The organism is Streptomyces sp. BR123 (genome assembly GCF_013401435.1).
GTDB lineage: Bacteria > Actinomycetota > Actinomycetes > Streptomycetales > Streptomycetaceae > Streptomyces.
In genome coordinates this window covers 1-6,678 of the sequence record NZ_JACBGN010000357.1, presented here as the reverse complement: position 1 = coordinate 6,678, position 6,678 = coordinate 1, and the positions used below count along the sequence as shown (strand labels likewise).

Genomic DNA, 6,678 nt, shown 5'->3' with positions numbered 1-6,678 from the left:
CCCCACCCCCTATATTTAGGGCAGCCTAACCTAATTGCCTTGGGGAAGAGTGTGAGCCTGTGACCGACGCGGACGACTTCGAGCTGTACCGGGACGACTGGGGCATCCCCCACCTGCGCGCCCCCGACCCCCTCCGCCTCGCCTACGCCCAGGGCCGCGCCACCGCCCTGGACCGGGCCTGGCAGCTGGAGGTCGAGCGGCACCGCTCCCAGGGCTCCAGCGCCGCGTTCCTCGGCCCGGAGTCCGTCGCCTGGGACCGGTTCGCCCGGCAGAGCCGCCTCGACGACACGGCCCGCCGCTGCCACGAGGCACTCGACCCGCAGACCGCCGCCTGGGTCGGGGCGTACGTCGACGGCGTCAACGACGGCCTGGCCGCCGGGGCCGCCCGCGACGAGCGCTTCGCCCGCACCGGCCACACCCCCGCGCCCTGGGAGCCGTGGGTCCCGCTCGGCATCTGGATCGCCACCCACGTCCTCTTCGCCGGCTTCGCCACCAAGCTGTGGCGCGAGCGCGTGGTGAGCGCTCTGGGGCCGGAGGCCGCCACCCTCTTCGCCACCGACGGCCCGGGCACCGCCGGCAGCAACGGCTGGCTCGTCCCGGGCGACCGCACCGCCACCGGCGCGGCGATCATCGCGGGCGACCCGCACCGCTTCATCGAGGACCCGGGCGTCTACCAGCAGATCCGCCTGGCCTGTCCCGAGTACGACGTCCTCGGCCTGGCGGTCCCCGGCATCCCGGGCCTGGCCCACTTCGGCCACACCGGCGCCGCCGCCTGGGCGATCACCAACGCCATGGCCGACTACCAGGACCTGTACGTCGAGCGGCTGCGCACCGCCGCGGACGGCGTGTCCGTGGAGGCGCTGGGCCCCGACGGCGCCTGGGAGCCCGTCCACCGGCACACCGAGACGATCGCCGTCGCCGGATCCGAGCCCGTCGAGGTGGAGGTCCTGGAGACGGCACGCGGCCCGGTCGTCATCCGCGAGGAGGCCGCGGACCGGACGCTCTCGCTGCGCTACCCGCCCCGGGTCCGCCGCGACCTCGGCTTCGCCGTCCTGCCGGCCCTGCTGCGCGCCCGTACCGTCGCCGACATCGACCGGGCCCTCGACGGCTGGGCCGAGCCCGTGAACGTCGTCCATGCCGCCGACACCGAGGGCGGCCTGCTGCACCGCGTCGCCGGCGCGGTCCCGGTGCGCGACCCGGCCAACCGGCTGCGCCCCGTGCCCGCCTGGGACGCCCGGTACGCCTGGCAGGGCTGGGCCGAGACCCCGGCCGAGCCGGTGCAGGGCTTCGCGGTCATGGCGAACGCGCGCGGCATCGCCTCGCCGCTCGGCGTGGAGTTCGCGCCCCCGCACCGCGCCGACCGGATCCGCGCGCTGCTGTCCGGCTCGTCGGACTGGTCCCCGAAGGCGATGGCGGACGTGCACCGGGACACCTATCTGGGCTCGGCCGGGCCGCTGCTCGCCCTGCTGCCCGCGCTGGAGGGGCTGTCCCCGGCCGCGGAGGCGCTGCGTACCCGGCTGCTGGCCTGGGACCGGCACATGGAGGCGGAGAGCACGGACGCGACCGTCTTCTCCGCGCTGCGGACGGCCACCGTGCGCCGCTTCGCCGCGGACCCCGCTCTCGCCGCGCTGGCGGGCGCCCCGACCGGCCCCGAGGTGTTCCACCCCTGGCTGTACCTGGTCCCCCGGGTCGGCTACGCCCTCGAAGGCCTGCTGGCCACGGAGCTGCTGCCGGACCTGGACCGGGTGGCGCACGTACGGGCCGCCCTGGAGGAGACGGCCGCGGCCGGCGCCCCCGACGTCCCGTGGGCGCAGGTGCACCGCCTCGTGCCCTGGTCGGCGCTGCCGGACCCGGACGCCGAGTGGCCCGGCCTCGGCGGCGACCACGACTGTGTGAACGCCACCTCCTCCGTCCCCGGCTTCACCGACCTGAGCGCCCGCGCGTCCGCGGCGCGCTACGTGTGGGACCTCGGCCGCCGCGAGGACAGCCTCTGGACGGTCCCGCTCGGCGCGGACGGCGTCGCCGGCACCGCCCACCACCGCGACCAGCTCGCGCTGTGGGCGCGGTGCGAGCTCGTCCCCGTCGTCACCGACTGGGCCCGGCTCACCAAGGAATCCGTATGACCAGCCCCGCCGCCGGCCCCCGGCAGCCCGTGTTCACCCGTGCCGTCGAGGGATTCGGCACGGTCACCCTCACGCCGGTCGACCCGGCCGCCGACGCGGCGCTGATCCACGGCTGGGTGAGCCAGGACCGGGCCCGCTTCTGGGGCATGACCGAGGCGGGCCCGGACCTCGTCCGGGAGATCTACGAGGACGTCGACCGCCGCACCACGCACCACGCGTTCATCGCGCGCCGCGACGGGGTGCCGGCCGCGCTCTTCCAGTCGTACGAGTGCGCGGCGGACCGGGTCTCCGACTGCTACGAGGTCCGGCCCGGCGACACCGGCGTGCACATGCTGCTGGCTCCCGCGCAGGCCGGGGCGGAGCGCGGCTTCAGCGCCCGGCTGATCGACGTCTTCCTGGCCTTCCTGCGCTCGGACGGCACCACGCGCCGGATCGTCGCCGAGCCGGACGCCCGCAACGCCAAGGCGATCGCCCGGCTGGAGCGCAGCGGCTTCGTCCTCGGCCCGGAGGTGGAGCTGCCGGAGATCGACCTGCCCGAGGTCTTCATCCCGGCGAAGCGGGCCCGGCTGGCCTTCCTCGGCGGGCCCGTCCCGGGAGGCGGGTGACCGGAGCCGCCCCTGCGCACGGGCGCTCGGCGGACGGAAGCTGCCCGGTGGCAGTTCCGCGACCCGGGTGCCCTGCGGCGCCCGTGCCGGATCCGGCTACCGGCGGAACATGCCGAACGGCCCGCTCCCCCTTTCCGGGGGTGCGGGCCGTTCGTGTGCTGCGGAGCCGTACGGCGCCGGGCAGCCGGGCAGGTCCTACTCGGAGACGCCCAGCTTCTCCAGGATGAGCTCCTTGACGCGGGCCGCGTCGGCCTGGCCGCGCGTGGCCTTCATGACCGCGCCGACCAGGGCGCCGACGGCGGCGACCTTGCCGCCGCGGATCTTGTCGGCGATGGCCGCGTTGCCTGCGATGGCCTCGTCCACGGCCGTGCCGAGCGCGCCCTCGTCGGAGACGACCTTCAGGCCGCGCTTCTCGACGACCTCGTCCGGGGTGCCCTCGCCGGCGAGGACGCCCTCGATGACCTGGCGGGCCAGCTTGTCGTTGAGCGAGCCGTCCGCGACCAGCGCGGCCACCCGGGCCACCTGGGCCGGGGTGATCGGCAGCTCGTCGACGGAGAGGCCCTGCTCGTTGGCGTTGCGGGCCAGCTCGCCCATCCACCACTTGCGGGCGGCGGCCGGGTCGGCGCCCTCCTCGATGGTGGCGACGATGGAGTCCACCGCGCCCGCGTTGAGGATCGACTGCATGTCGTGCTCGTTGACGCCCCACTCCTCGCGGAGGCGGTTGCGGCGCACGCGCGGCATCTCGGGCAGGCTCGCGCGCAGCTCCTCGACCCACGCGCGGGCCGGGGCCACGGGGACGAGGTCGGGCTCCGGGAAGTACCGGTAGTCCTCGGCGTTGTCCTTGATGCGGCCGGAGGTGGTGGAGCCGTCGTCCTCGTGGAAGTGACGGGTCTCCTGCACGATCGTGCCGCCGGACGACAGGACGGCCGCGTGGCGCTGGATCTCGAAGCGCGCCGCGCGCTCGACGGAGCGCAGGGAGTTGACGTTCTTCGTCTCCGAGCGGGTGCCGAACTCCTTCGTCCCGTTCGGGCGCAGCGACAGGTTCACGTCGCAGCGCATCTGGCCCTTGTCCATGCGCGCCTCGGAGACGCCGAGGGCCTTGATGAGCTCGCGGAGCTCGGCCACGTACGCCTTGGCGACCTCGGGGGCGCGGGCTCCGGCGCCCTCGATCGGCTTGGTGACGATCTCGATGAGCGGGATGCCGGCGCGGTTGTAGTCCAGCAGGGAGTGGGAGGCGCCGTGGATGCGACCGGTGGCACCGCCGACGTGCAGCGACTTGCCGGTGTCCTCCTCCATGTGGGCGCGCTCGATCTCCACGCGGAAGACCTCGCCGTCCTCCAGCTGGACGTCCAGGTAGCCGTTGAAGGCGATGGGCTCGTCGTACTGGGAGGTCTGGAAGTTCTTCGGCATGTCCGGATAGAAGTAGTTCTTCCGGGCGAAGCGGCACCATTCGGCGATCTCGCAGTTCAGCGCGAGGCCGATCTTGATCGCGGACTCGACGCCTGTCGCGTTGACCACCGGGAGGGAGCCGGGCAGTCCGAGACAGGTCGGGCAGGTCTGCGAGTTGGGCTCGGCACCCAGCTCGGTGGAGCAGCCGCAGAACATCTTGGTCCTGGTGCCGAGCTCGACATGGACCTCCAGGCCCATGACGGGGTCGTACGACGCGAGGGCGTCCTCGTACGACATCAGTTCGGTGACGGTCACAGTGAAAACTTCCCTCTCAGCCCAGCAGGACGTCGTCGTCGCCGAGGCGCTTCAGCTCGCGGTACAGGATCGCGAGGCCGGTGGCGATGGCGGCGGCGGACACAACGGCGTCGACCAGCTGGAGCGTGTCCTGCTCCGTGCGGGCCCTCTTGGCCTGCTTGATCACGCTGATGGCACCGAAAGCGGTGGTCGCGATCGACAGGTACGTACCGGACTTCGACTTCTTGAAGCCCTTGGCCTTGGACAGTGCGCTCACAGGGACGGAGCCTCCTCAAGCAGGGGGTGGCCCCAGCGCTCGACGAAGGCGGCCTCGACGGCGGCACCGACCTTGTACAGGCGGTCGTCCTTCATCGCAGGGGCGATGATCTGCAGTCCGACCGGGAGGCCGTCCTCCGGCGCCAGGCCGCACGGGAGCGACATGGCGGCGTTGCCGGCCAGGTTGGTCGGGATGGTGCACAGGTCCGCGAGGTACATCGCCAGCGGGTCGTCGGTGCGCTCACCGATCGGGAAGGCGGTGGTCGGGGTCGTCGGGGAGACGATCACGTCGACCTGCTCGAAGGCCTTCTCGAAGTCCCGGCTGATGAGGGTGCGGACCTTCTGGGCCGAGCCGTAGTAGGCGTCGTAGTAGCCGGAGCTGAGGGCGTACGTGCCGAGGATGACGCGGCGCTTGACCTCGTCGCCGAAGCCGGCGTCGCGGGTGAGCGCGGTGACCTCCTCGGCGGACTTCGTGCCGTCGTCACCGACGCGCAGGCCGTAGCGCATGGCGTCGAAGCGGGCCAGGTTCGAGGAGCACTCGGACGGCGCGATCAGGTAGTACGCGGCCATCGCGAGGTCGAAGGACGGGCAGTCCAGCTCGACGATCTCGGCACCGAGCTCCCCCAGCAACTCGACGGACTCGTCGAAGCGCTGCACGACGCCGGCCTGGTAGCCCTCGCCGCGGAACTGCTTGACGACGCCGACGCGCATGCCGGCGACGGAGCCGTTGCGGGCCGCCTCGACGACCGGCGGGACCGGGGCGTCGATGGAGGTGGAGTCCAGCGGGTCGTGACCGGCGATGACCTCGTGCAGCAGCGCCGCGTCCAGGACCGTACGGGCGCACGGGCCGCCCTGGTCGAGGGAGGAGGAGAAGGCGACCATGCCGTAGCGGGAGACGCCGCCGTACGTGGGCTTCACGCCGACGGTGCCGGTGACCGAGGCGGGCTGGCGGATGGAGCCGCCGGTGTCCGTGCCGATCGCCAGGGGCGCCTGGAAGGCGGCCAGCGCGGCCGCGGAGCCGCCGCCGGAGCCGCCCGGGATGCGGGTGAGGTCCCACGGGTTGGAGGTGGGGCCGTAGGCGCTGTTCTCGGTGGAGGAGCCCATGGCGAACTCGTCCATGTTGGTCTTGCCGAGGATGACGACGTCGGCTTCCTTCAGCTTGCGCGTCAGGGTGGCGTCGTACGGCGGGATCCAGCCTTCGAGGATCTTCGAACCGACGGTGGTCGGGACCCCGACGGTGGTGAAGATGTCCTTGAGGGCGAGCGGGACGCCGGCCAGCGGGCCGAGCTTCTCGCCGCGCTCGCGCTTGGCGTCGACGGCACGGGCCTGGGCCAGGGCGCCCTCGCGGTCGACGTACAGGAAGGCGTGGACCTTCTCGTCGGTCGCGTCGATGCGCGCCAGGTGGGCCTCGGTGACCTCGACGGCCGTGAGCTCGCCCGAGGCGATCTTCTCGGCGGTCTCGGCGGCCGTGAGCTTGATGATGTTGGTGTCAGCCATGGTGGTTAGTCCTCCCCCAGGATCTGCGGCACCTTGAAACGCTGCTGCTCCTGGGCGGGGGCGCCGGAGAGCGCCTGCGCGGGGGTGAGCGACGGTCGGACCTCGTCCGCGCGCATGACGTTGGTCAGCGGCAGCGGGTGCGAGGTCGGCGGGACGTCTTGGTCGGCGACCTCGGACACGCGGGCGACCGCGCCGATGATGTCGTCGAGCTGTCCGGCGAAGTGATCAAGCTCTTCGTCGGACAGTTCCATACGTGCCAGCCGAGCGAGGTGGGCGACCTCCTCGCGCGAAATGCCAGGCATGCAGCGATCCTCTGGGGGTGGTGAGTGAGTGGTTTCGTGCCCAATCCTAGGGGGCCTGGCCGCTGACCCACGAAACCCTTTCCCGCCCGGAACGGCCGCGAGCCCCCGACGGCAGGGTTCCACCACCGAGGGCTGCGCGATCGGCGCCGCGCTGCGGGGGCTGCGGGGCCGGGGCTACGGCTGTCTCTTATA

6 protein-coding genes are annotated in these 6,678 nt (G+C 72.9%); 2 read left to right on the top strand and 4 right to left on the bottom strand.

Features of this window, described 5'->3' with window-relative positions; genetic code table 11:
- Positions 1-59: 59 nt before the first annotated feature.
- Entirely contained in the window at positions 60-2,123 is a 2,064-nt protein-coding gene (locus HYE82_RS32455) for a penicillin acylase family protein (RefSeq protein ID WP_179177794.1), read from the top strand.
- Positions 2,120-2,728: a GNAT family N-acetyltransferase gene (locus HYE82_RS32450; RefSeq protein WP_179177793.1), complete on the top strand. Its 609-nt coding sequence runs from the start codon at positions 2,120-2,122 to the stop codon at positions 2,726-2,728. Before HYE82_RS32455 ends, HYE82_RS32450 begins: the two co-directional genes overlap by 4 nt.
- Positions 2,729-2,923: 195 nt before the next feature.
- On the opposite strand, the gene gatB is transcribed toward HYE82_RS32450, so the two are convergent.
- The 4 genes from gatB to gatC are packed head-to-tail and all read right to left on the bottom strand — an operon-like array spanning position 2,924 to position 6,486.
- Positions 2,924-4,414 carry an Asp-tRNA(Asn)/Glu-tRNA(Gln) amidotransferase subunit GatB gene (gene gatB, locus HYE82_RS32445; protein ID WP_179177795.1) on the bottom strand — a complete coding sequence of 497 codons (1,491 nt, stop codon included), beginning with the start codon at positions 4,412-4,414 and terminating at the stop codon, positions 2,924-2,926.
- A gap of 34 nt (positions 4,415-4,448) precedes the next feature.
- Entirely contained in the window at positions 4,449-4,688 is a 240-nt protein-coding gene (locus HYE82_RS32440; protein WP_179177792.1) for a hypothetical protein, read from the bottom strand.
- Entirely contained in the window at positions 4,685-6,184 is a 1,500-nt protein-coding gene (gene gatA / locus HYE82_RS32435; RefSeq protein ID WP_179177791.1) for an Asp-tRNA(Asn)/Glu-tRNA(Gln) amidotransferase subunit GatA, read from the bottom strand. Before gatA ends, HYE82_RS32440 begins: the two co-directional genes overlap by 4 nt.
- Positions 6,185-6,189: 5 nt before the next feature.
- Complete coding sequence (gene gatC, locus HYE82_RS32430; protein ID WP_179177790.1) at positions 6,190-6,486, bottom strand: Asp-tRNA(Asn)/Glu-tRNA(Gln) amidotransferase subunit GatC; 297 nt, start codon at positions 6,484-6,486, stop codon at positions 6,190-6,192.
- Positions 6,487-6,678 lie beyond the last annotated feature (192 nt).

What these genes read in the sequence shown, in the direction of transcription:
- HYE82_RS32450 (WP_179177793.1), top strand. Translation starts at nt 2,120, where the DNA reads ATGACCAGCCCCGCCGCCGGCCCCCGGCAGCCCGTGTTCACCCGTGCC.
- gatB (WP_179177795.1), bottom strand. Translation starts at nt 4,414, where the DNA reads ATGTCGTACGAGGACGCCCTCGCGTCGTACGACCCCGTCATGGGCCTG.
- gatA (WP_179177791.1), bottom strand. Translation starts at nt 6,184, where the DNA reads ATGGCTGACACCAACATCATCAAGCTCACGGCCGCCGAGACCGCCGAG.
- gatC (WP_179177790.1), bottom strand. Translation starts at nt 6,486, where the DNA reads ATGCCTGGCATTTCGCGCGAGGAGGTCGCCCACCTCGCTCGGCTGGCA.